Annotated in this window: 19 protein-coding genes, 2 tRNA genes and 1 pseudogene; 2 read left to right on the top strand and 20 right to left on the bottom strand. The window is 62.6% G+C overall.

Features of this window, described 5'->3' with window-relative positions:
• The first annotated feature begins 53 nt into the window (after nt 1–53).
• The gene (locus LPW30_RS05725; RefSeq protein WP_238624442.1) at nt 54–803 is read left to right on the top strand and encodes a flagellar brake protein; all 750 of its coding nucleotides are present in this window, start codon (nt 54–56) and stop codon (nt 801–803) included.
• 15 nt (nt 804–818) lie between these two features.
• On the opposite strand, the gene LPW30_RS05720 is transcribed toward LPW30_RS05725, so the two are convergent.
• The 7 genes and pseudogenes from LPW30_RS05720 to LPW30_RS16180 all read right to left on the bottom strand — a co-directional run.
• Nucleotides 819–3,839 carry a hybrid sensor histidine kinase/response regulator gene (locus tag LPW30_RS05720; RefSeq protein ID WP_239680305.1) on the bottom strand — a complete coding sequence of 1,007 codons (3,021 nt, stop codon included), beginning with the start codon at nt 3,837–3,839 and terminating at the stop codon, nt 819–821.
• A 355-nt stretch (nt 3,840–4,194) separates the two neighbouring features.
• The gene (gene pufB / locus LPW30_RS05715; RefSeq protein ID WP_025282074.1) at nt 4,195–4,332 is read right to left on the bottom strand and encodes a light-harvesting antenna LH1, beta subunit; all 138 of its coding nucleotides are present in this window, start codon (nt 4,330–4,332) and stop codon (nt 4,195–4,197) included.
• A gap of 57 nt (nt 4,333–4,389) precedes the next feature.
• A complete protein-coding gene (gene pufA / locus LPW30_RS05710; protein WP_025282075.1) occupies nt 4,390–4,587 on the bottom strand; it encodes a light-harvesting antenna LH1, alpha subunit in 198 nt (65 codons plus the stop codon).
• A gap of 502 nt (nt 4,588–5,089) precedes the next feature.
• Complete coding sequence (locus LPW30_RS05705) at nt 5,090–6,532, bottom strand: BCD family MFS transporter (RefSeq protein ID WP_274520593.1); 1,443 nt, start codon at nt 6,530–6,532, stop codon at nt 5,090–5,092.
• A 48-nt stretch (nt 6,533–6,580) separates the two neighbouring features.
• The gene (gene bchL, locus LPW30_RS05700; RefSeq protein WP_238624500.1) at nt 6,581–7,411 is read right to left on the bottom strand and encodes a ferredoxin:protochlorophyllide reductase (ATP-dependent) iron-sulfur ATP-binding protein; all 831 of its coding nucleotides are present in this window, start codon (nt 7,409–7,411) and stop codon (nt 6,581–6,583) included.
• A 297-nt stretch (nt 7,412–7,708) separates the two neighbouring features.
• Nucleotides 7,709–8,011, bottom strand: coding sequence for a hypothetical protein (locus tag LPW30_RS05695; protein WP_025282078.1), 303 nt, complete (start codon nt 8,009–8,011; stop codon nt 7,709–7,711).
• Nucleotides 8,012–8,032: 21 nt separating this feature from the next.
• Nucleotides 8,033–8,107, bottom strand: a pseudogene (locus LPW30_RS16180) (zinc-ribbon domain-containing protein); the annotation flags it as partial.
• A gap of 193 nt (nt 8,108–8,300) precedes the next feature.
• Between LPW30_RS16180 and LPW30_RS05690 the strand changes: the two are divergent.
• Nucleotides 8,301–10,913, top strand: a complete 2,613-nt coding sequence (locus tag LPW30_RS05690) for a PEP/pyruvate-binding domain-containing protein (protein WP_239680361.1) — start codon at nt 8,301–8,303, stop codon at nt 10,911–10,913.
• A gap of 99 nt (nt 10,914–11,012) precedes the next feature.
• On the opposite strand, the gene gdhA is transcribed toward LPW30_RS05690, so the two are convergent.
• The 13 genes from gdhA to cobD form a co-directional block, all read right to left on the bottom strand.
• On the bottom strand, nt 11,013–12,362 hold the full coding sequence (gene gdhA / locus LPW30_RS05685; RefSeq protein WP_238624440.1) for an NADP-specific glutamate dehydrogenase: 1,350 nt from the start codon (nt 12,360–12,362) through the stop codon (nt 11,013–11,015).
• Nucleotides 12,363–12,467: 105 nt separating this feature from the next.
• On the bottom strand, nt 12,468–15,494 hold the full coding sequence (locus LPW30_RS05680) for a GGDEF domain-containing protein (protein ID WP_239680304.1): 3,027 nt from the start codon (nt 15,492–15,494) through the stop codon (nt 12,468–12,470).
• 203 nt (nt 15,495–15,697) lie between these two features.
• Entirely contained in the window at nt 15,698–16,681 is a 984-nt protein-coding gene (locus LPW30_RS05675; protein ID WP_274520594.1) for an META domain-containing protein, read from the bottom strand.
• A 143-nt stretch (nt 16,682–16,824) separates the two neighbouring features.
• Nucleotides 16,825–16,900, bottom strand: a tRNA-Glu gene (locus tag LPW30_RS05670).
• 108 nt (nt 16,901–17,008) lie between these two features.
• Nucleotides 17,009–17,200 carry a hypothetical protein gene (locus LPW30_RS05665; protein ID WP_025282084.1) on the bottom strand — a complete coding sequence of 64 codons (192 nt, stop codon included), beginning with the start codon at nt 17,198–17,200 and terminating at the stop codon, nt 17,009–17,011.
• 32 nt (nt 17,201–17,232) lie between these two features.
• Nucleotides 17,233–17,308, bottom strand: a tRNA-Ala gene (locus LPW30_RS05660).
• 28 nt (nt 17,309–17,336) lie between these two features.
• Complete coding sequence (gene gltX / locus LPW30_RS05655; RefSeq protein ID WP_025282085.1) at nt 17,337–18,752, bottom strand: glutamate--tRNA ligase; 1,416 nt, start codon at nt 18,750–18,752, stop codon at nt 17,337–17,339.
• A 109-nt stretch (nt 18,753–18,861) separates the two neighbouring features.
• A complete protein-coding gene (locus LPW30_RS05650; protein WP_420797712.1) occupies nt 18,862–19,623 on the bottom strand; it encodes an adenosylcobinamide-GDP ribazoletransferase in 762 nt (253 codons plus the stop codon).
• Nucleotides 19,611–20,237: a histidine phosphatase family protein gene (locus LPW30_RS05645; protein ID WP_239680303.1), complete on the bottom strand. Its 627-nt coding sequence runs from the start codon at nt 20,235–20,237 to the stop codon at nt 19,611–19,613. The genes LPW30_RS05650 and LPW30_RS05645 overlap by 13 nt, the downstream gene beginning before the upstream one ends.
• Before the next feature lie 2 nt (nt 20,238–20,239).
• Complete coding sequence (gene cobT / locus LPW30_RS05640; RefSeq protein ID WP_025282088.1) at nt 20,240–21,298, bottom strand: nicotinate-nucleotide--dimethylbenzimidazole phosphoribosyltransferase; 1,059 nt, start codon at nt 21,296–21,298, stop codon at nt 20,240–20,242.
• Nucleotides 21,295–21,819, bottom strand: a complete 525-nt coding sequence (gene cobU, locus LPW30_RS05635) for a bifunctional adenosylcobinamide kinase/adenosylcobinamide-phosphate guanylyltransferase (RefSeq protein ID WP_239680302.1) — start codon at nt 21,817–21,819, stop codon at nt 21,295–21,297. The genes cobT and cobU overlap by 4 nt, the downstream gene beginning before the upstream one ends.
• A complete protein-coding gene (locus LPW30_RS05630; protein ID WP_239680301.1) occupies nt 21,819–23,291 on the bottom strand; it encodes a cobyric acid synthase in 1,473 nt (490 codons plus the stop codon). Before LPW30_RS05630 ends, cobU begins: the two co-directional genes overlap by 1 nt.
• Complete coding sequence (gene cobD / locus LPW30_RS05625) at nt 23,288–24,265, bottom strand: threonine-phosphate decarboxylase CobD (protein ID WP_239680359.1); 978 nt, start codon at nt 24,263–24,265, stop codon at nt 23,288–23,290. Before cobD ends, LPW30_RS05630 begins: the two co-directional genes overlap by 4 nt.
• Nucleotides 24,266–24,517: the final 252 nt, after the last annotated feature.

Here is a 24,517-nt window from a genome sequence, read left to right as displayed (position 1 = left end):
CGGGTTTAGTCAGACCCGCAGGCACACCTACCCGCGTGGGAGGAACAAGCGCCATGGCACAGATGCAGACACTGGCCCGTGAAGCACCGGCCGGAGAAGTGGGGCAGCCGATGATGACCGCCGACGATATCCTGGCACAATTGAGGGATCTGGAAGCGCGCCATGCGCCGCTCAGTGTGCGACTGGGCAATGAACAGGACTTCTTCAACAGCCGATTGCTGCGCATGGATCCTTCCCACGGATGGTTGTTCCTGGAGGAACTCAAGCCCTACCAGGGGCACCTGCGGGTCGCACCTGGACAGCCCATGCATGTATACGCCGTCTTCGGTGACATGGGCGCCCATTTCTGCACCGAGGTGCTGCACACCGGCGAGCATGATGGCGTGGCCTTCTACGTTCTGGGGCTTCCGGAGGAAATGGACTCGGAACAAAAACGCACCCACTTCCGAACCCCCGTGGAACATTCCCTGGGCGCCAAGGTGACGCTCACCAATCGTGACGGGCGCCAGTTCAGCGGTCGACTGGTGGACGTGTCCCTGGGTGGGCTGAGCGCCCATTTCGACCTGGACACCCCCATCAACGCCCGGGAACTACTTGACGTCAAGGGCCTGCAACTCCCCGGCATCCCCCCCATAGATTGCGGGCTTCAGGTACGGTTCGCCAGGGACGAGAAGGACAAGGGACGGAGACTGGTGGGGGGGCGATTCTTCGACCTGACCCCGGAGGACGAGCGCCACCTGCTGCGAACCCTGCTGGTACTGGAGCGGGAGGAAACGCACCATCATCGCAGGCATGACGACTGAAAACCTCTGCGGATCTCAGACCTCCGTGAGATCCGCCTTGCGGGCCTTCAGGAACGATTCCACAACCCGCATGAAAAGCGCCATATCCAGGGGCTTGGTGAGGTACTGATCAAACCCGGCCTCGCGGCCTCGCTCCATATCCCTTTCGGTGGCGTTGGCGGTCAGGGCGATCAGCGGAATATCAGTGGTCTCCGGCTCCTGCCGCAGCCGCTGCAGCACATCATAGCCATTCATCCCCGGCATGTTGATATCCAGGATGATCAGATCCGGCCGGTGGGCCCTGGCCAATTCCAGACCCAGACCACCCGAAGGGGCATTGAGCACCTGCACCCCCACCCGCTGTCGCAGCACATGCTCCACCAATCGCAGATTGGCAGGGTTATCGTCCACGTGCAGCACCGTGAAGTGACGATCCTGACCGGTGGCAGCGACGGGGGCTGACGAGTGCAACGGGTCGACCTCATCCCCGCTCTCCTGAGCCGCAGGCTCACCGGCCTTGAGCTCGAACCAGAAGCAACTGCCCTGCTCCTGCCCCGTCATGCCGATCATCCCGCCCATCAGTTCCACCAAACGCCGACTGATGGCCAGGCCGATACCGGTGCCTTCAATGGACTCGTTGCCGTCCTCATGCAGCCGGGCAAAGGGTTGAAACAGGGCGTCACGAAGGGACTCGGGTACGCCGCGACCCGTGTCACGCACGCGCACGCGCACGTCTTCGGCACGTGCCTGGGCATCCAGCCACACCTCGCCGTGGGGGCAGTTGTACTTGATGGCATTGGATATCAGATTGATCAGCACCTGCTTGAGCCGGGTGCGATCGGCCATCAGGATCTGATCCACCTGACCCACGTGGATGGTGATGCCCTTGTCCCGAGCCAATGGCCTCAACAATGTCAGACAATCACGGACTACATCCCCCAGCAGCACGGGCTCGATGGACATCTCGATCCGACCGGACTCGACCCGAGCCAGATCCAGCACCTCATTGATCAGATCCAGCAGATGACGCCCACCGCGCAGGATCTCCCTCACGCTTTCCTGTTGCCCCTCGTCCAGTGACGGGTCGGCCTCGAGCAACTGGGAAAACCCCAGCACCGCGTTCATGGGCGTACGCAGTTCATGACTCATGCGCGACAGAAAATCCGATTTAGCCTGGTTGGCCCGATCCGCCTGCTCCTTGGCCTCCTGCCAGCGACTCATGGCCAGGTGACGACCCTCTTCGGCACTCAGGGCCGCCGCCAGGATCCCGAGGATTCGCTCGTCCTCATCCGTGGGCTGCATGTGGCTGGTGGAGACCACGCAGAGACTACCGACCACCTGATCCTGACAGCGGACCGCATGGCCCATGTAGGACTTGATCCCGTAGCGTTTCACATAGGGGTCCTGCTCGGCATAGGGCGTCTGCGTCAGATCCCCGGTCACGTACGCCTTCCCCAGAGTGCCGTTGATCACGTCATGGCAAACATGCCCTTCAGGTGCATCACTCAGGGGCATGTCCTCGGGGGTTCGCCAACGCCCCAGGGCAAAGAGTCGACCCTCTTTCAACCGGTTGTACAGCGCGGCTTCACTCTCCAGCAGTTCGCCGCAAACCTGGGTGATTTGCGTGACGTTCTCCTGATAGTCAGGCCCCAGGCTGGCCAGGCATTCATTCAAGCGAATCAGTCGACGCTCCATGCGCTTGCGCCGACACACGTCCCTGACGATGCCCACCGCGTACCAGCCATCCGTCATCCGCAGCGAAGAGAGGGACAATTCACCGGCCAAACGACTGCCGTCACGACGCTGGGCAGAGACTTCCACGATCCGATCGACAGCGTCCCCGGTCCCCGTCTGTGCGAAGCGACGCATGGCCCGGTTCACTTCAGGACCCGGGCCTCCCGGCATGACCATCTGGTGCAGATCACGCCCCACAGCTTCATCCCTGCGATACCCGAACAAGCGCTCGGCGGATTTATTCCAGAAGACCACCTGGCCGCGAGGATCCATCATGACGATGGCATCCTGGGCCACATCGGTGATGGCCTTGAGCATCACCTGACTCTTCTTCAGTTCGCCGGAGCGTTCCTTGACCTGCTGCTCCACAGACAAATGCCGAACCCGTAACAGCATGACCAGCATGGTTGCCAGCACGGTAAAAAGCATCCCCAGCCCACCCACTCCCCAGGCCCGGTCGCCGGCAAGGCTCTGGCTCTGACTCAAAGGGGGAAGCACCAGAGGACCCGACACCGGCGCCTGTGCCCCATGCATGGCCTGGGAGTGCAGGGCCGCCAGGCGTACAAATTCCGTCTGCTGCTCGCGCTGATCCAGTTGCTGAGCCACGCTCACCCCCAGTCCGGTCAGCAATAAACCGCTGACCAGCACAAAAGCAGCCTCCAGATAAGGGGCTGCCGGTCGAACGACCCCGGCTCGGCCACGCCGTGTGACGATGGCCACCCCAAAGCCAAAGACCACTAACAAGCCCAGTCCCGCCAGAAGGGCGGGTCGGCTGCCACGGTGGATCTCTGACCACCACAGGGTGTCCGGAGCGTCCAGCCCCACCACCATCAGCAACTGCCCCGTTTGCGGATGCACCACAGGCGCCAGGCTGGATACGAACTCGCCGTATTCGTCAGCATAGGGCTGCGTGGTCGTGGCCTGCAGAGACTGAAGAACCCAGCCCAACTCATCAGGCGGCGACTCATAGCGAGTGCCCGGCGGGCTGGCCAATGGGTCGTCCGCGTGAAGGCTCTCCGGACCGAAGAACCACTCGCCATTGCGTGGCGCAACCGTCCAGAGCTCGCCACCCCCATGGCGCTCGGCCAGTGCCCGCAATTGCACCCGCATGCTCTCGAAAATCGGCGTGCCCAAGTCGTCGGCGGAGAACGTGAGGCTGTCCACCCGTCGCCAGTGCAGCGCATTGGCCACTTCGACAACCTGGATCAATAATCGGTCGCGTTGATTGGATTCCACCAGGCTCGCCTGCCAGGCCGACATGGCGAGGGCCACGACCAGCAGGATGATGCCCATGAAGACCACCAGCAAGCCTGGCCGAATCACATGAGCGGGATCTGAATCCTTGACGGTCGTTCCCGAAATCAGATGAGGCGAGGAATCAGAGCGGGCCATGCTAGTACAGCCCGAAGCGGACCAACGGACTCAACACATCCGTCGCGCGGGGGTACGCAAGGCAATCAAGGGGGAGGTTGGAAGTGAGCCCGGCATCAAGGCGCTCATCACGAGCAAGGGGGCGATGCGGGGGCGTAGCAGCGGGCATATCAGAAACACAAAAAGGTAGAGGGGGCCGGTGAACCTGTACGTGGGACTGGCCTCTGCAAGTCACCATCCCACGCCGAAGGATACACCAAACCCCCTCTACCTGCACCGTTACCTCAAAGAGGTGACGGTAAAGACCTTAGTAGAAAGGTCTCCACAGGAACACCAGGAAGTGGGCAGCAGCCGCCAGCACCATGAACACGGTGAAGGTGGTCTTGAACTGCTCGTGGAATTCCTTGGCTTGTTCTTCGGTCAGACCGGAGATGCTGTCATTCATTGGGAAAGCCCTCTAACGTGTAATCAAGAAGTCGGTCGGATTCAGGAGAATCCAGACTTACTCGGAAACTTCCGCAGACGCATCATAGGTCAGCGGGTTGTAGTTGTCATTGGAGTACACGAAAGCGTGCACAGCCAGAGCAACAACCAGAACCGTGATCAGAATGGGCATCAACCAGGTGCCGGGGTTAACCACCAGCCACAGCTTCCAGTCGTCTCTGGGGTTGCTTGGCTTGCTCGGTCTGTATTCGCTCATAGATAAAGCCCTCTTGGTTTAAGACCAGGCCCCTGTGGAGGCCAGGATGTTTTCAACCGCCACATGTCAGACATGTGGCGGTTGACACTTGAATCAGATACGGACCCCGACAGGAAAGGCCGGGACACTCCCTGAACAGTCTTTTTTTGCTTATTGCCTGGCAGGGTGTTTCTGATCCAAAAACCCCTGCTTCGGTCTGGTTGTAAGTCTACGTTGACAGGATTAAATGTCAAGCTGACCTACCACCACTGAATGAGGAAACAGAACAGTCCGCAACTTCGTTAATAAATCAAAAAAATCAGCACCTTAAAAAAACATCGTGGCACTCGAAGGATGGCCAACCAAGCCATACCCACAGGCGTGGCTGTCATTTTTCTGATCCAGATCATCATTTTGACTCGGCGGTGAGAGCCCCCAACTCAGCGGGCAGACCAACCACGCAACAACCACAAAAAAAGGGGCGCCGCAGCTTGCCACCGCGACGCCCCTGAGTCCCTCACCATCAAGTGCTGGGGAAGTCCGGCATGCCGAAACGGGCATCCCCAGTACCATGGCGCGGCCCGCCCTCACGCAGCAGCGGAATCATGACCACCAGCGCGGCCAGGAGGATACCGATCTCCAGGTAATACACCGCCAGGTAACCCGTTGCTGGCGATGCCAGGGTCTCCCCGAGCAGCCCGCCACCGGTGATGAGGCCGACAAGGTCGCGGATGATGCCCCCCAGGGCGATGGCGCCCCCGGCGGCAGTCGCCTGCACGGCCCCCCAGGCCCCCACGGCCATGCCGCTTTGCTGGTCGCGTGCAAAGGCCATCATGGCCAACAGGGTGGAGACGGCAAACAGCCCTCCCCCAAAGCCGATCAGGCCGGTGCCCAGACGGAAGATCAGGGTGGACTGCAAGGGCACCGCCAGCACCACGATGATGAAGGCCACCACGCCGATGACCGCGCCGATGGCACCCACCCGGTAGGGATCACCGCCACGGGTGAGCACGTAGCCGGCCAGGGAGAAGGCCATGAGCATCCCCATGGCCCACAGGGCCGTGAGCGTGGTGGTGGCAGACACCGACATGCCCAGGATCTCACCCCCATAGGGTTCGAGCAGGATGTCCTGCATGTTGAAGCCGGCGGTCCCCAGACCGATCACCACCAGCAGTCGGCGCACGTGCCCCACGGAGGCAAGGGCACGCCAGGCCTCCAGGAACGGCACTCCCGGCTCATGGCGGGCCTTGGCTCGATCATGATCAATCGCCTCCTGTTTCCACAGGGCGAACAGGTTCACCACAATGGTGACCACGGCCACGCCCTGCAGCACCTCGATCAGGCGACCAGGACTATAGTCGGTCAGCAACCAGCCAAAGATACCGGAGGCCAGCACCATGCCCAGAAGCAGGATCACGTAGAGCAGTGCCACCACACGGGGCCGCTGCTCGGGGGCCGCCAGATCCGTGGCCAGGGCCAGACCGGCCGTTTGTGTGGTATGCAGGCCCGCCCCCACCAGCAGAAAGGCCAGGGCTGCCGCCATGGGGCCCAGGAAGGCCGGGCCGCTCCCGTCAGCCAGCACCAGCAGGGCAAACGGCATGATGGCCAGGCCACCGAATTGAAGCATGGTGCCGAACCACAGATAGGGCACCCGTCGCCAACCGAAGGCAGATCGGTGATTGTCGGAGCGATGGCCCAACAGGGCCCTCAAGGGGGCAAACAGCAGTGGCAGGGAGACCATCAGGGCCACCAGCCAGGCGCCGACCCCCATTTCCACCACCATGACCCGGTTCAGGGTACCCGTGAGCAGCACAATGGCCATACCCACCGATATCTGGAACAACGCCAGGCGCAACAGGCGCGGCAAGGGCAGTTCCTTGGTGGCCGCATCGGCGAACGGCAGGATCGAGGGACCCAACCGTTTCAGGATGCCCATGAAGGCGCTTGAGGCCTTTCTATCCTTCATCGCTGATCACTCCCACTGGTCTGGTGCATGCGATACCTCCGGCGACCATCAATCAAACCCCAGAAAATCAAAGATATCCCGGTCCTTCATCGGCGTGGCGCGCTGTGATTGCACGCCATCGAGCAGGCTCTGAGCCAGGCGCATGTACTCGGCCTGAGCCGTTCTCAGTTCCGGCTCGTCGTCCATCTCGAAGACGGTGGACTTCTTCAGGCGGCTGCGGCGGATCACATCCAGCAGCGGGAAGTGCGCCAGGCGATTGAGGCCCACGGCATTATTGAAACGGTCGATCTCATCGGTGTTTTCGCTGCGGTTGGCGATCACCCCGCCGATGCGCACCTGGTAATTCTTGGCCTTGGCCTCGATGGCTGCGGCGATGCGGTTCAGCGCGAAGATGGAATCGAAATCGTTGGCCGTGACAATCAGCGCCTGATGGGCATGCTGCAATGGGGCGGCAAATCCGCCACAGACCACGTCGCCGAGCACATCGAAGACCACCACATCGGCGTCTTCCAGCAGATGGTGCTGCTTGAGCAGCTTGACCGTCTGGCCCACCACGTAGCCACCACACCCGGTACCCGCAGGGGGGCCTCCGGCCTCCACGCACATGACGCCGTTGTAGCCCTCGAAGACAAAATCCTCGGGGCGCAGCTCTTCCTCATGAAAGTTCACGGACTCAAGCACATCGATGACCGTGGGCACCATGGACTTGGTCAGGGTGAAGGTCGAGTCGTGCTTGGGGTCGCAGCCGATCTGGATCACCCGTTTGCCCAGTCGCGAGAAGGCGGCGGACAGGTTGGACGAGGTGGTACTCTTGCCGATGCCCCCCTTGCCATAAATGGCAAACACCTTGGCCTTGCCAATGTGCAGATTGGGGTCCATGGACACCTGTACGCTGCCCTCGCCGTCCGGCGGTGCGGGGCAGTCGTTATTGCAAGTCGAGTTCACGCCGTATTCTCCTCGGTCATACCGTCAGGACGGTCTAGGGTTCTTCACAAGCGCCGGGGGCGGACCCCTGGCGTCTCGGCGTCCGGGCCCGTTCATGGGGGATGCTCAGGCTTCCAGCAGATGATTGGCCGCCCGGGCCGAGGTGAGGGAATGGATCGCGGCCAAGCGCCGGAGGTTAGCGCGCGGCATCTGCAAACACAAGCACAGCCGCCCCCGGCGGGCTCGCTGAATTCAGCCGCCGAGTTTACGGTGAAACCAGAGGTTGCGGGCTTCGTTGATCACCAGCCAGATGATCCCGGCCCACACCATGAGGTCGGCCACGTAGTAGATCAGTGCGCGCCCGTCGCCTTCCTGCCCCACCCAGGCCTTCATGCCCATGCCCAGGGTGAGTCCGCCGAAGAAGAGCAATACCGACATCACACGATGACGCGCCACGCGGTCCGTAAAGGCCATGTACTCCTGCTCACCCCGCAGCCACTCTTCGTCCACGTCCTGCTCATATTCCATGCCCGGCTCCTGTTCCGTGACCTCCATGTGCTCCTGAGCCGCGATGGGTGCCCCACAGCCTGGACAGGTGGGGGCCTTGTCCGATACTTCCCGGCCGCATTCGGGACATTCAATTAACGCCATTGGTCATCCCCTTGTAAATTGAAGCGCAGATTGGGCCCCTTGCCGCACGGGTCTGCCATGTCCCGCGACTGATCCGGTTTGGGCCCGTCACCCCGCGCATGATACAAGGCGATCAACACCGGGTGAATACTTACTCCCGGGAAGTTCATCCATGACGGCACAAGCCGCCGTTCCCATGATCCAGGGCAAGTTCATGACACACGAAGCCGAGGTTACACGCGTCTCCACCGGGCTGCCAGGTCTGGACGAAGTGATCGACTGTCTGCGCATCGGCGACAACGTGGTCTGGCGCGTGGACCATGTGGATGATTATCAACGCTTCATCGACAGCTTCGTGCAGGCAGCCGTCGCTCGCAACCGAAGCATCATCTACCTGCGTTTTGGTCATCACGCTCCGCTTGTGGAGGCCGGCCCCAATGTACGGGTGGTCCATCTGGATGCCCTGAGTGGCTTCGAGGCCTTCACGGAACATGTGTACCGCCTGATCACGGATCATGGGCGCGGGGCCTTCTACGTATTCGACTGCCTCTCCGACCTGCTGGAGAACTGGGCCACCGACCTGATGGTGGGCAATCTGTTCCGTGTGGTCTGCCCCTACCTGTTCGAACTGGATACCGTGGCTTATTTCGGCCTGCTCAACGACCGCCACTCTCACACCACGGTGGCACGCATCCGGGAGACCACCCAGGTGCTCATCGACGTGCGCCGCACCGCAAGCGAATGCCATGTGCAACCGGTGAAGGTCTGGCGGCGCCAGTCTCCCACCATGTTCCTGCCCCACCGTCACCGGGGACACCGGTTCGAACCGGTGATCGACAGCAGCGATGCCACCCGTGTGCAAACGGCCCTGCAACCTGATCACAGTCAGGGTCCGCAACGCCAACTGGACTATTGGGACACCCTGTTCCTGGAGGCCGCCCGGCAGCTTGAAAGGCCGGATGACGAAAAAGGCCAGGCCGTTCAGGTGGAACGCCTCTGCCGGGTGCTCCTGGGGCGGGATGAACGCATCCTGGGGCTGGCGCGGCGATTCTTCCGCCTCGAGGACCTGATGGCGATTCGCGCCCGGGTGATCGGCAGCGGCTACATCGGTGGCAAGGCAGCCGGCATGCTACTGGCCCGACGCATCCTGCTGGACGCGGATGCGAACACCTGGGAAGAGCACCTGGAGCCCCATGATTCATTCTTTCTGGGCACCGATGTGTACTACTCCTTTCTGGTACACAACGGCCTATGGCCACTGCTCATGCGCCAGCACGAACCCGAAGGTTATTACAGCGAGGGTCGCGCGCTGCACGCGCGCATGCTCAAGGGCGAACTGCCCGAGGAAACCCGCCTGGAACTGGCCCGGATGCTGGATTATTTCGGCCAGTATCCCATCCTGGTCCGCTCCAGCAGCCTGCTGGAGGACGGCTTTGGCAACGCCTTCGCAGGCAAGTATGACAGCGTCTTCCTGGTGAACCAGGGCGCCCCCGAGGAGCGACTGGCAAAACTGGAGGAGGCCATCCGCCAGGTCTTCGCCAGTACCATGGGTGAAGATGCCCTGGTGTATCGCCAGCAGCGGGGCCTGGACGGCATGGAGGAACCCATGGCGCTCCTGTTGCAGCGGGTGAACGGTCGCTATCACGGTCGTCATTACCTGCCGGATGCTGCCGGGGTGGGCGTGTCGCGCAACATCTTCACCTGGGATCCGCAGATGGATCCCGCCGCCGGCATGGCGCGACTGGTGGTGGGCCTGGGCACACGGGCCGTGGATCGCAATGATGACGACCACGCCTGTGTTGTCCCATTGGATCACCCGGAGAAGCGCCCGTTCCGGGATGACGAGGATGCCATGCGCTTCTCCCAGCACCAGGCCGACACCCTGGATGTAACCGACAACGTTCTGACCAGTATTCCCTTGCGCCAGTTGGCACCACTGGATGCGGATATGGAACGCATCCTGGGCTGGTGTGGAGAGCAGGACCGCGAGGCTGTGCGGCGGGCCCGGGAACATGGCCTCACGCCGCCCTGGCGGATCAGTTTCGCCCCGCTTCTCTCACGAACCCGTTTCGTGCCGCTCATGCAACAGTTGCTGGGAACCCTGGAAGCCACGTATGAGTATCCGGTGGACGTGGAATTCACGGTACACATCGGCCTTGAGGGGCAACCCTCGTTCAATCTGGTGCAGTGCCGCCCCCTGCAGACACTGGGGCAGAACCGGCCCGTGACGGTGCCGGAGGCCGTGTCGAACGACCGATTGCTGCTGGCAACCCAGGGGCATTTCATGGGTGGCAGCATGGATCAGCCCATTCACCGGGTGATCCGCGTGGACGGCGGGCGTTACAGTGCCCTGACCTCGCACCAGAAATTCGCCGTGGCCCGCCTCGTGGGACAGGTCAATCGCGCCATGAAGAATCGGGATGACTGCCCTACCCTGTTGATCGGCCCAGGTCGCTGGGGGACCAGCACGCCGGAACTGGGCGTGCCCATCCGGTTCGCGGACATCAGTCGCATGGCGGTCCTCATGGAGGTGGCTGAACTGGGCGGCGGCGTGGTGCCGGACCTGTCCTACGGGTCGCATTTCTTCCAGGATCTGGTGGAATCACGCATCGCCTACGTGGCCGTGCGTCCTCACGACCGGCACACCGACTACCATCCCGAGTGGCTGAATCGCGCGCCACGGGAGGTGATCGATGAAGATGCGCTGGATGGCCTGGATGCCGACGTGCTGGCGAGCATAACGGTGCATGACGTCGCCGGGGTTGGCCTGAGGCTGGTGGCCGACGTGGTGAGTCAGCGGCTGGTGTGTTACCAGGAAGGCAAATGAGAGCCCCTCTCCCGCTTGCGGGAGAGGGGTTGGGGTGAGGGGTTGGGGTGAGGGGTTGGGGTGAGGGGTTGGGGTGAGGGGCCGGCGTGCCCCCGGGCGTCAGACCACGCCCATGGCCATCATGGCACGGCCCACCTTCAGGAAGCCGGTGATGTTGGCGCCGGTCACATAGTTACCCGGGGCACCGAACTCGTCGGCCGTCTCGTAGCAGTTGCGATGGATATCCACCATGATCTCCCGCAGGCGCTCCTCGGTGTGCTCGAAGGTCCAGGAGTCGCGACTGGCGTTCTGCTGCATCTCCAGGGCGCTGGTGGCCACACCGCCGGCATTGGCGGCCTTGCCCGGGCCAAAGGCGATGCCCGCGTCAGAGAAAATGCGCACCGCTTCCGGGGTGCAGGGCATGTTGGCGCCCTCGGCCACCACGATGCACCCGTTTTTCACCAGGGCCTTGGCATCGTGACCATTGAGCTCGTTCTGGGTGGCGCAGGGCAACGCCACATGGCAGGGCACTTCCCAGATGTTGCCATCTTCCAGATACCTGGCGCTCTTCTTCTCCTGGGCGTAGGCGTTGATGCGGCGACGCTCCACTTCCTTGATCTGCTTGACCAGATCCAGGTCGATGCCTTCCTTGTCCACGATCACGCCATTGGAGTCTGAACAGGCCACCACCTTGGCGCCCAGTTCCATGGCCTTCTCCATGGCATAGATGGCCACGTTGCCGGAACCGGAGACGACGCAGGTCTTGCCATCCAGGGAGTCGGATCGCACCTTGAGCATTTCGTTCGTGAAGAACACAGTGCCAAAACCCGTGGCTTCCTTGCGGGCGCGACTGCCGCCCCAATCCAGCCCCTTGCCGGTGAATACGCCGGACTCATAGCGGTTGGTGATGCGCTTGTACTGCCCGAACAGATAGCCGATCTCACGCTGGCCCACGCCGATGTCGCCGGCGGGCACATCGGTATATTCGCCCAGGTGGCGATACAGTTCGGTCATCATGCTCTGGCAAAAGCGCATGATCTCGGCGTCGGAACGGCCCTTGGGATCGAAGTCACTGCCGCCCTTGCCACCACCGATGGGCATGCCGGTGAGCGCGTTCTTGAAGATCTGCTCAAAACCCAGGAATTTGATGATGCCCAGATACACCGAAGGGTGAAAGCGCATGCCGCCCTTGTAGGGGCCCAGGGCACTGTTGAACTCGACACGGAAGGCACGGTTGATGTGCGTCTGGCCCTTGTCGTCCTGCCAGGGCACGCGGAAGATGATCTGGCGTTCAGGTTCGCAGCACAGCTGGATGATCTTGCGATCCGCCAGTTCCGGGTACTTCACCAGCACCGGGCCGAGGGTTTCCAGTACTTCCCGCACAGCCTGGTGAAATTCCGTTTCCCCCGGGTTTCTGTGCAGCACTTCCTGATAGATGGGTTCCAGCTTTTCGTCCAGACCTGCGACCATGGGATGGCTTCTCCGCGTCATTCAATGTGTTTAGGCGCGGTATTGTAACCTTTCACACAATTCCTTGGGTAATTCCCATCAGACCTTGAAGCACCCCAGGCCCGCCTATGAATCCGGGGCGGTAAGAAATTCCACACGGTTGCGACCTGAGGACTTGGCCTGATACAGGGCCTTGTCAGCCCGCTGCAAGGCATCATCCGGCGACATATCCGTGGAGCATAAGGGGGTCAGGCCGATACTCACCGTCACCGGAATGCTCAGTCCGTGAACGTTCACCGGCACCTGTTCCACCCGGGCACGCAAACGCTCGGCCAGGTGCAGGGCTGCCTCGATGGCGGTATCCGGCAGGAGCACGGAAAACTCTTCCCCCCCTACCCGGCCCGGGGTGTCCGTCTTGCGCAGACAGTCGCGCATCAGGTGGGCAAAATGCCGCAGTACCGCGTCACCTGCGGAGTGACCAAAATTGTCGTTCACGGCCTTGAAGTGGTCCAGATCCAGCATCATCACCACCGCCCGATGGCCATTGCGCTCCAGGCGGGCGATCTCCTCGGTGACACGAGAGAGGAAGTGCCGGCGATTCGCCAGACCCGTGAGATAGTCCGTGGTGGCCATCTCCCGAAGTTCCTGCTCCATGCGCTTGCGCTCGCTGATGTCCGTGACCGTGCCCACCATGCGCAGGGGCTTGCCACGCTCATCACGGCGCACCACCAGCCCCCTGGACAGGATCCACCGCCAGCCGCCTCGGCTATCGCGCACCCGATGCTCGCAGACAAAGTTGGGCAAGCGGCCATCCAGATGCGACCACAGATGCTCGTTGAGATGATCAAGGTCGTCGGGGTGCACCCGAGCCAGCCACTGCTGGTAATGGGGTGTGGCGCCTCCATCGTCGATACCCACGATTTCCTTGCACCGATGAGACAGGACGGCCTCGTCGGTGTCCGGCTTCCAGTCCCAGACGCCATCCCCGGCCCCCTCCAGGGCAAAACGCCAGCGTTCCGCACTCTCCTTCAAGGCCTCGGCATCCCGCGTGCGCTCGATGGCAATGGCCGCCAGGTTGGCCTTTTCCTGAATCAGATGAATGTCGCGTGCGCTGGGGCTGTGGATGTATTCATGGTAGACGGCAAACGTCCCGAGCACCTGTCCACGGGTCGACAGGATCGGTGCCGACCAGCAGGAGGCCAGACCGGCCTCCCGGGCAACGTTCTTGCCCGGAGCCCAACGCGGATCCGTCTGGATATCCTCCGAGATCACCACCTTGCCGGTGGCCGCCGAATGCCCGCAACTACCGATATTTTCCTGTATGGGAGTGCCGTTGACAGCGCGAGTGAAAAAGGCCGGCAGGCTCGGAGCAGCGCCCACCAACAAGGCGCCATGGGCGTCGTCAGCGAGCATGATGCTGCAGCGCATGTCCGGGCATTCCAGTTCCACCTCCTCGGCCAGTACATCCAGGATGATCTGCAGCTCAGCCCCCTGGGCCAGCAGTGAGAGCACATGGCTACGGGCAGCTTCTCGCTGCTCTTCCTGTTTTCGGGGGGTGATATCCGTCAACACCCCCTCGAAGACCAGAGGCTCACCGTCCTCGCCATATTCCGCTCGGGTGAAATCCTCGATCCATATGATGTCGCCGGTCCCCGTGACCACTCGATACTCTTGGCGATATCGCGGACGTCTCAGGCGCACATGCTCCGCGACCTCTGCCTGCGATCGGGCTCGATCATCCGGGTGTATCACGTCCAGGAAGGGGATCTGCCCAGAAACCAGCTCTGCAGCCGAAAGCCCCCACCGCGACACGTTGCTGGAGATATATTCCACCGGCCAGCCAGTCTGGGGCGACCAGCGACACAGTACCACCGGGCTGGATTCCACCACCTTGTTGGCCAGTTCCAGGGCCTCCATGGCAGTGAGCCTGTCCAGGGCCACGGAGAGATCATCGACCATCTCCACCAGGGCCGCCTCCACGGAGGGGATGAAGAAACCATGCTCGTCGGAAAAAAGGTTCACCGTACCGGTGACGGCTCCCCGACTCCCAATGGCAAACCGGGCCACGGACCGTCGGCCAGCCCGGGCTGCGGCCCGGGAACCCGGGAGTCCCTCATCCGGACGGAGTTCATTGAGCACCAGTCGCTCGCCATCATTCGGCATCGGATCCTTTTGCCATTCCCTGGAGCTATGGAACGGATCCACGTCGCCCACATCCTCGCCGGCTCGAACGAAGACCCGCAGATTGCGGGTATCCGACAGGTCCCACACACCGATCCAGCAGGCACTGAACCCACCCACCTCAACGCTGATGCGGCAGACCTCCTGCAACAGGGGCTTGAGGCCACGACTGCGAACGATGGCCTGATTGACCCGGCTGATCATCGTGTGCAGGTGCTTTTCCCGGCGAGCTTCCCGGGCCGTCTGCTGAATCTGCGTGAGGTCCTGCAAGATGACGATGCAGCATCGCAGGCCGCCCCTTGCATCGCGCACTGCGCGTAGGTGGATACCCGCATACACCACATGGCCATCCCGATGCAGGAAGCGCTTTTCTCCCGTATGGGCCTGCGTGCCGCCGGAGCACAGTTTCTGGAGGGTCTGCGGGTCAAACACGGGATCCGATGGATCGGAGATCTCCTCCCACGACCGCTCAAGCAGCACGCTGCGCTCGTAACCCAGGATTTCGCATAACCGGTCGTTGACCTCGCGCCAGCGGAGATCCACCGGGTTCAGGATGGCCATACCCATCACGTGCAGGTCATAAAAATGCCGCAGCAGACCATCGGTTTGGGAAGCCAGGGGGCGGTTACGCAGGCGTTCTGCGAGCAAAAACACGAATCGGTCCGGCTCACCGTCGCGCCCGGGTTCACATGCCACTTGCAGATCCACCCGGAAACTGCGTCCGGCAGTGTCCGCGCAAGCCACATCCTGGGCGAGAGAAGCCCCGTGTTCGGTGGCCTCACGAAAGAGATTCTCAAATAGTTCAGGCTCACCGGGGGCCACCAACTCCCCCAGGTGCAGACGTCCTCGCATCCCCTTGCCCTGGCGCTCATTGAGCCGCAGCAGGCTGCCGGCCATGTCGTTGAGATCCAGGATGATCCCGTCACGATCCGAGTGAATGGTGGCAAGCGGCACCCCGGGGGTGGAAGACACATTTCCCCCACCCGGGGCGTTCACCAACCAGGGTATTGTCCTATCCTGTGACATTGAGGCCCGCCCGGCCTTGGCAAGGGGACGACCCCCTCCGTTATTCGACAATAGCATCGCCGCGATATCCCTGAGGAGATATGAGACCATCATCCAGATGACCGGAATAATTATGGGGCATCAATGGTTTGCAGCCACCACACAAAACATTACTCGCCTCCCCTCACCGCGCGAAGGCTGCGGCCCTCATCAGCTTCCAGTATCAGGGCCCCATCTTCATCAAAATGGTGTTGCCGCACAGACTCCAGCAATCGCATGAAGGAAAGCTCCTGATCCATGAGCGGCTCAGCGCAGGCCATTCGGGTACTGGCCAAGGGACCCACTTCCATGGTTTCCCCAGTCAGCTGATAGGCGCCCATATAGCGATTGCAAGAAGCGAGTCCCGCCAACCGCTCACCGGGCAGGAAAGCGAGCGTGGCATGTGAGTCTTCCAGCAGGGGCGCCTCATCCATGCTCACCACCTGCCATTCATCACCCACGAGCAGATCATGAGGGTCACCCCCGCACCCTCTCACCACGGTTTCGCTCCAGGTGAGCCTCACCTGATCCGGATAGCTCATGCCACTCATGCTATCCCGGCAAAGCCCTGACTCAATGCGGATCTCCAGGGGGCCTTCGTTCGTAGGGGCTGCGTAGAGCACGCCTGAGTCATCCCTGAAGGCTTCCGGGGTGGCCAGGGTGAGTTCCCGCTGGCCATAGTCCATGGAAATCTCCAGCGTATCCGGCCCGATTTGCACCAGCCAGCCGGGCTCATTGCCCTGAGCGCGATAGGTCGGTGCCTGGGCCATCTGGCAGTCCAGCCGCGTTTCGTCATCCAGCGTGAGTACAGCCTCATCTCCACGGTTCCAGAAGGAGACGGTGTCGCCATTCACCGTGCCGGCGTAACGGGCACCGGAGGCAGCGGGCTCGGCTTGGAAGTGGTGAACATGGTTATCCATGACCAGCTCGAGGATTTCTCCCCTTAGGCGAGTGATCACAGGTATGCCTCCGCAATCCCAGAGCACACTACCGAGCCGGGCTGGGTCCGGCTCAATGCTACCCCCGGCGGGCTCAACCCGATCTTGCTCTGAGCCACAGCCCACCAGGGCCAAAAGGGATGCGCCAGCAACGCCGACCAGGAACCACTTGTTCATTGAGATGCTCCATCCAGGGAAATCATCTCCCATCATACTCGGTGAACAAGAGAAGCCAATGGGAATGCGGTCACGTGACGGAAGATCCATAACGAAAAAGGCCCGGATGCCATTGCTGGTCATCCGGGCCTTGATCTTCAAGATGGCGTCCCCACGGGGATTCGAACCCCGGTCGCCGCCGTGAAAGGGCGGTGTCCTAGGCCTCTAGACGATGGGGACTAGAGAAAGCGGGCATTCTAGCAGAAAAATTCATTTTTGCCAGAACTTTTTCAAGTGATTTTGAAAGGTCAGGACAAGGCCCTTCAAAACCACCCTCTCAGGTAAAACTCAGTCCCTGGGCCCCGTTAAAACAACGGTGACCAGTCCAGTGAAGACCAACAGGAAACTGATCGGTACCAACGAGAGAAAATATTTTGCCAGGTCATCGTAACCGGTGAACAAGGCAGTAAAACCGGTGATCAGGCTGATCAAACAGATCAGCGTTCCGACGAGCATCGAGATCTTGCCTAATCGATACATGCCGGAGCTTCCTGATCACCGGGTAAATCATTTGGTGGAGCCAGGCGGGATCGAACCGCCGACCTCTTGCATGCCATGCAAGCGCTCTCCCAGCTGAGCTATGGCCCCGAAGGAGGTGCGTATATTACTGGCCGTTTCAGGTGTTGTCAACAGTTTGTGACTCAATCCATTCAACGGCCTGCTTGATACGCTTGAGGGTGCGCTCCCGACCGAGCAGATACAGGGTCTGATCGATGGAGGGAGAGACGGAACCCCCGGTTGCCGCCACCCGAAGGGGCTGTGCAACCTTGCCCAATTTTAACTCCAAACGTTCCGCAACACCACCCACTGTCAGATGAATGGGCTCCGGCTCCCATTCGGCCAGGGCCTCCAGGGCGCCATGCAGGGCCTGCAGCACCGGGGCGGCCTCGGGCTTGAGGTTCTTGCGGGCCGCCTTGTCGTCGTACTCGTCGAAGTCCTGGTAGAAGTACAGGCTGGCATCTGCCATCTCAACCAGCGTCTTGGCGCGGTCCCGCTGCACGTCCACCACGTCCCGCAGTGGCGGGTGACCCGAAGGATCCACGTTGCGCTGCCCCATGTGCCAGGAAAGCTGGCGGGCAATGTAGTCGTGGCTCAGGGTCTTGATGTAATGCTGATTGAGCCACAGCAGCTTTTCCGGATTGATGGCGGAGGCCGAGTGGTTCACATCATCGATATCAAACAGTTCGATGAGTTCGTCCAGGGTGAAGATCTCCTGATCCCCGTGGGACCAGCCCAGGCGCACCAGATAGTTGATCAGGGCCTCGGGCAGGAAACCGTCGTCCCTGTACTGCATTACGCTAACGGCCCCATGGCGCTTGGAGAGCTTGGCACCGTCCGGCCCGAGGATCATGGGCAGGTGGGCGTAACGCGGTGGCTCCACACCCAGGGCTTTGAGGATGTTGATCTGCCGGGGGGTGTTGTTCAGGTGGTCATCCCCGCGGATCACATGGGTGATCTGCATGTCCCAGTCATCCACCACCACGGTGAGGTTGTAGGTGGGGGTACCGTCGGAACGGGCAATGATCAGGTCATCCAGTTCGCTGTTCTGGAAAGTCACGCGGCCACGCACCATGTCGTCCACGGTGGTCACGCCTTCCACCGGATTCTTGAAGCGAATCACCGGTTCGACGCCTTCACGGGGCTCCTTGCGTATGCGGCAGCGTCCGTCGTAGCGGGGCTTTTGCTTGCGCGCCATCTGTTCCTCACGCATGGCGTCCACTTCTTCCCGGGTGCAGTAACAGCGATAGGCGTGGCCCTCGTCCAACAGGCGTTCCACCACCTCCTTGTAACGGTCAAATCGTTCGGTCTGGTAGAAGGGACCCTCGTCATACTCCAGGCCCAGCCAGCTCATGCCCTCCAGGATGGCGTTCACCGATTCCGCATTGGATCGAGCCAGGTCGGTATCCTCGACACGCAGCACGAATTCCCCGCCGTGCTTGCGCGCATACAGCCAGGAGAACAACGCCGTACGGGCGCCACCGATATGGAGATAACCTGTCGGGCTCGGGGCGAAACGGGTGCGAACTTTCATGGAGTCCCTCGGTTGTGGGGTTAGCTATCAAGCCGCATAGAGTAGCAGAGGGCTCGGGTGGCTTCATCATGGCCAACTGCCCCGGATCAAGTTTCGATTCGGGGCAGGCTCAGATCATCAGCGCCACGGCCACCAGCACGCCCGTCTCCACGCATTCCGCCAGGGCCCCCGCAGTATCCCCGGTGGTACCGCCGATGCGGTGACGCATCCAGGCACGACCGAGGATGAACACCAGGCCGGCACCCACCAGGGCCCACGCCCCCACCCAGCCCAGACCCAGTCCCAGCGGCACCGCCAGGACAGCCAGGGCCACCATGACAGTGACCACCCACGCCGCCGGCCGAGGGAAATGTTCAGCCAGCAGACTGCCCATGCCACCGGGGCGCACATAGTCGGTGGTCAAAAACAGCAGCGGCAAGGCGGCCCGCCCCAACAGGGGCGCCAGGACCAGCGCCATCCAGGCCCCCTGCCCCAGCAGTGCCAGCAACTCCAGTACAGCGGCGAACTTGACCAGCAGCACCAGAATCAGAGCGGCCACGCCGGCGGGCCCGCAACGGGGATCCTTCATGATCTCCAGGGTGCGCTCGCGGTCGCCCAACCCACCAATCCAGGCATCGGCGGTATCGGCCAGCCCATCCATGTGCATCAACCCGGTGAGCACCACCCAGGCAACGATGATCAATGCCGCCGCCAGCACTCCCTCCCCCAGCAACCAGGCCAGCCCCGCCAGGCAAAGGCCCATCAACAGTCCCACCGTGGGGTAGTGCAACAACGACTGCCCCACCTGACGATCGGTGGGATTGTTCCAGGACACAGGGAAACGGGTCAGAAAACGCAGGGCCACCAGAAAGGGCTTCATCATTTTGCGCAATCTCCAGATTCGACTTCCATATCCACCGCCCCCAGGGCGCTGACCGAACTCACCCCCACACCCTCCTGCAGATGAATGCGGTAGACGCAGGCATGGGGCACATCCAGTTTCAGCAGATCCGAGAGAGGGCGTTGCTGCACATGGAGCAGGATCAGCCGGATCACCCCGCCATGGGTGACCAGCAATTGAGGTCCCGCCTCCACCCTCGCCAGGGCCTCTTGCCAGGCCTGCAACACCCGCTCACGGAAATCCGCCAAGGGCTCGGCCCCCGGCGGGATGTGGTTCAGCGGATCCTGCCAGAATTTCCCCAGGGCCTCGGGCTCGCTCGCCATGAGATCCGCCGCAGTGCGACCCTCCCAGGTGCCGAAATGCATCTCCCGCAGCCGGGACTCCTCCTGTAGCGGTATGCCCGCATCCCGGGACCAGTCTCGCGCTGGCGCCAGACAGCGTCGCAAGGGGGAGCTGATGATCTGTTGCCAGGGGCCGTGCCGATCATGGCCGGCCTGCATCCGGGCCCGCCCCAGATCCGTGAGGGCATCATCCAGGCTGCCGCGAAAGGCGAAGCCACCTGTGGTCTCGCCGTGACGCATGAGGTCGATATAGGAAGAAGACACGCTCAGTCGGGCTCCGATACCTGGGCCTCGTCAAAGGTGGCCATGCGACCATGCAGATCACAGGCCAGGCGCAGCAGGGGTACGGCGGTGGCGGCACCGCTGGCCTCGCCCAGTCGCATGCCCAGATCCAGCAGAGGATCGGCTGCCAGGGACGACAGCACGTGACGATGACCCGGCTCGGCCGAGGCATGACCAAAGATCATCCAGTTGCGGGCACTGGGACAGATGCGCGCCGTGGCCAGGGCAGCAGCGGAACTGATGAAACCGTCCACCATGATGGGCATCCCCATCTGGGCGCAGGCCAGATAGGCACCGCTCATGGCGGCGATCTCGAAGCCCCCCAGACGACGAAGGCATTCCACCGGATCTTCCAGGTGGTCCCTGTGGAAGGCCAGAGCCCGGCGCAGCACATCGGCCTTGTGGCTGACCCCGGCCACGTCCAGCCCCGTGCCGGGGCCCGCCAGCTCGCGGGGGTCCAGCCCCATGAGGGCGCAGGCCAGCCCAGCGGCGGCGGTGGTGTTGCCGATGCCCATCTCGCCGGCAATGTAGAGTTCGGTCCCCGCCAGGCGTGCCCGCTCGGCGCTGTGACGGCCTGCGTTCATGGCCAGGGCCAGTTGATGTATGTCCATGGCCGGCGCATCGACAAAATTCGCGGTGCCCGGACCCACGCGCACGTCCAGCACCCCTTCCAGGGGGCCGGTATCGGTGACGGTGCCCAGATTGATCACCTCAAGTTGGGCGTCCAGGGATCGAGCCAGTACGCTGATGGCCGCTCCACCCCGGGCAAAGTTGCGCACCATCTCCGCTGTCACCGATTGGGGAAACCGTGAGATCCCTTCGGCCGCCACGCCGTGGTCGCCGGCGAAGATGCTGATCTGCACCTTATCCACACGGGGCGTGGCGCTGCCCTGCATGCCGGCCAGACGGCAGGCCAGGGGTTCCAGCAGGCCCAGCGAGCCCAGGGGTTTGGTCAGGCGCGTCTGGCGTTCTTCCGCATCCAGGCGGGCCTGTTCGTCGATATCGGCAGCAGGCACCTGCAGCCAGGGGGTTTCATGATTCAAATGCTTTCTCCTTTCAATACCAGGGGCAGGCCGGCCACGGTCAACACCACGCGGTCGCTGCGCGCCGCCACGGCCTGATGAAGCCGGCCGGCTTCGTCACAAAAACGTCGGGTCAGCTCTCCCATGGGGACAATGCCCATGCTGGTCTCATTGCTGACCATGATCAGGTGTCCGGGCAGTGCCGGCAGTGCTTCCAGGAAACGGGTCTGTTCCTGGCGGCAGGTATTCTCGTCCTCGTCCCAGAGCAGGTGGGTGAGCCACAAAGTCAGGCAATCCACCAGCAGGCAGTGGCCGGGCCGGGCGTGCTGGTGAAGCACATCGGCCAGTTCGGCACCCGCCTCCACCAGGCCCCAGTCATCCGGACGGCGGTCCTGGTGATGCTGGATGCGTTGGCGCATCTCCTCGTCATCACGCACCCGGGCGGTGGCCACATAGGTCACCGGCAAACCACTCTCCAATGCCAGGCGTTCAGCCAGGGCGCTCTTGCCGGAGCGAACGCCACCGAGGATCAGTTCTTTCATCAGTTTGACTCCAGCCACTCCAGAATCCGGGCCATATCCAGATGTGTTTCCACCGCATCGGCCAGTTGCTCGAAACCAGCCTCCCGGTCATCGGACAGGTCCCTGCCCTCAACGGCATCCAGCCCAGCCCAGGCGAGCAGGGAACTGAGGGCCTCGCCACGATCAAAAAGGCCATGAACATAGGTGCCCATCACCTGGCCGTCGTCCGACAAGGCCCCATCCGGGCCATGGCTCAGTTGTGTTGCCGGCCTGGCCAGGGCCGCTCCGCGACTCACCCCGGCGTGGATCTCGTAACCTTCCAGGGGCGCGCCATCATGCAGATATCCCTGCACCTGGCGCAGTTGCTTGCCCTGAGCCAGGGTGGTTTCCATCTCCAGCAGACCCAGGCCATTGCTGCTGCCCGGCTCTCCTTCCACACCTTCAGGGTCGTGGAGCAACTGCCCCAGCATCTGAAAACCACCGCAGATGCCCAGCAGGCGGCCGCCATAACGCAGGTGTCGGAAGATGTCCTTCACCCAGCCCTGTTGGTGCAGCCAGGCAAGATCCGCACGCACAGCCTTGGATCCGGGCAGGATGATCAGGTCCGCAGGCGGCAGGGTTTCCCCTGGCCCAACCCAGACAAGATTCACCCGGGGATGCAGCCTCAGGGGATCGAAGTCGGTATGGTTGCTGATGCGGGGCAGCACAGGCACCACCACATTCAAGGCCGGCTCGCCCTGCGGGCCGCCTTTTACCGGCATGTCGGGCGCCTCGGGCAGCCCATCCTCCGCTTCCAGGTACAGCCCCTTGAGGTACGGCAGCACGCCCAGTACCGGCTTGCCGGTCTCCCGCTCCAGCCATTCCAGGCCCGACTCCAGCAATCGGATATCGCCGCGAAAACGATTGATCACGAAACCCACCACCCGCCGACGCTCGGACTCGGACAACAGCGCCAGCGTGCCCACCAAATGAGCGAACACACCGCCACGGTCGATATCCGCCACCAGGATCACCGGGCAATCCACCGCCTCGGCAAAGCCCATGTTGGCGATATCCCCCTCGCGCAGGTTGATCTCTGCCGGGGAGCCGGCACCCTCCACCAGCACCGCGTCGTACCGGGCCCCAAGACGCTCATGGGCAGCCACCACCCGGCCCAGCAACTCCGGCTTCAGACGTTGGTAGTCGCCTGCGTTGGACAGGGTCAGGGGCTGGCCATCCAGGATCACCTGGGCCCCCTGATCCGAACAGGGCTTGAGCAGCACCGGATTCATGTCGGTATGAGGCGCCACCCGGCAGGCCGCAGCCTGCACCGCCTGGGCCCGGCCGATCTCTCCACCCTCGGGGGTAACGGCACTATTCAGGGCCATGTTCTGGGGCTTGAAGGGAGCCACCGCCAGGCCACGCCTTACCAGGGCACGCCCCAGAGCGGTCACCAGGGTGCTTTTGCCCGCATCGGAGGTGGTGCCCTGGATCATCAGGGTGCCCCGGCTCATGCGCCGTTTTCCCGAAGCGTCTCCGTGAGGGCCTCTTCCAGGCGTTGCCACTGCTGCTCATTGGCTGGCAGGCCGAAACGCAGGCTGCGCGGCTCGGTGAACAACCGGGTGAGGATGCCCTGGCGCCGCAACGCCTGGTGAAGCTCCCGCGCTTGGTCGGTGCGTATCCACTGAAACAGGGAAGTGCCGCCATCGGGCGGCAGACCGTGAGTATCCAGGCAATCCCTGAGCCGTGCCCCGGCCTCATAAAGGCTCAAGCGGGTCTGCTCCTGCCAGTCGAGATCCTCCAGGGCCTGGGTGGCCACCCAGCGCGAGGGCCCGGTCACGGTCCAGGGCCCCAGGGCGGCAGCCAGGCGCTGGCGGATATCCGCCTCGGCAAAGACAAACCCCACCCGGGCACCGGCCAGGCCGAAAAACTTGCCCAGGGAACGCAGTACGATCAGGCCCGGCTGGGGGCAGATGGGGGCCAGACTGCGCTCCGGTGTGGCGTCCATGAAGGCTTCGTCGATAATCAGCCAGCCGCCCTTGTCTGCCAGACGCTGATGCCAGGACTGCAGACGGGCGGGACCGAACAGGGCCCCGGTGGGGTTGTTGGGATGCACCAGCAGGAGCACATCCAGTGCAGGCAGATGCTCTTCGATGCTCTCCGGCGCCAGGGCCCGCACCGTGTGACCGGCCCTCTCCCACGCATGGGCATGCTCAGCATAGCTGGGGTGCAGCACGCCTACGCACCGTCCTGGCTTCAGCAAGGTGGGCAGGGCCTGAATGGCTGCCTGGGAGCCGGCCACGGGCAGCACGGCAGGGCTCCCATAATAATGTTTCGCGGCCGCCTCCAGGCCATCCTCCTCTTCCGGCAGACGCACCCAGTGCGCGCCGGGTACGGGGGGCACCGGCCAGCCATTGGGATTGATGCCGGTGGACAGATCCAGCCATTCCTCCAGGGGAATGCCCTCTTCCCGGGCTGCTGCACGCAGACGTCCCCCGTGTGGCAGGAAGGGTGCCAAGGGTGAGCCTGCCGGGTTGTCTGCGTTGGATTGGGTCAAGCGTGTCAGCCTCCAGATCAGTGCGAAACGGCATCCTTTGAAACGGCATCCTTTGATGAGGGAGACCTTGGGGCGCCCCCGACATCCTGATACTTCAGAGCCCTTGTAAAAACCGCTTTGGCTGCGGCAATCCCCCGTGGGAGCGGCCCTCGGCCGCGAATGGCTGAGTCATCGGCCGCCGCC

This window comes from Ectothiorhodospira variabilis (assembly GCF_022227625.1).
Taxonomy (GTDB): domain Bacteria; phylum Pseudomonadota; class Gammaproteobacteria; order Ectothiorhodospirales; family Ectothiorhodospiraceae; genus Ectothiorhodospira; species Ectothiorhodospira haloalkaliphila.
Note: the sequence above shows the minus strand (reverse complement) of the source record. Positions and strands in the feature narration are given on the sequence as shown.